Below are 228 nucleotides of genomic sequence, written 5' to 3'. Positions count from 1 at the left end.
AATAGGTATTTTAAATGAAGATGATAATGAAGATATTTTAAGTACATTCGCAAAATTATTGGAGAGTGATTTAAAATAACATGCATAATAACTTAAATCCATTTCAGATAGCCGCTATTAATGAAGAAGAAAATGCACTTGTATTAGCATGTCCTGGTAGTGGAAAAACCCGAGTGTTAACTTTGAAAATTGCCAAAGAACTTGAAAAACTAAGATATAGGACAGATC

1 protein-coding gene is annotated in these 228 nt (G+C 29.8%); it reads left to right on the top strand.

Features of this window, described 5'->3' with window-relative positions; all coding sequences use genetic code 11:
* Positions 1-80 precede the first annotated feature (80 nt).
* A partial coding sequence (locus UU7_RS19395) for a UvrD-helicase domain-containing protein (RefSeq protein WP_157582458.1) occupies positions 81-228 on the top strand: 148 nt, incomplete at its 3' end.

It is taken from the genome of Rhodanobacter spathiphylli B39, from assembly GCF_000264295.1.
Taxonomy (GTDB): domain Bacteria; phylum Pseudomonadota; class Gammaproteobacteria; order Xanthomonadales; family Rhodanobacteraceae; genus Rhodanobacter; species Rhodanobacter spathiphylli.
This window is presented reverse-complemented; position numbering and strand designations above follow the sequence as displayed.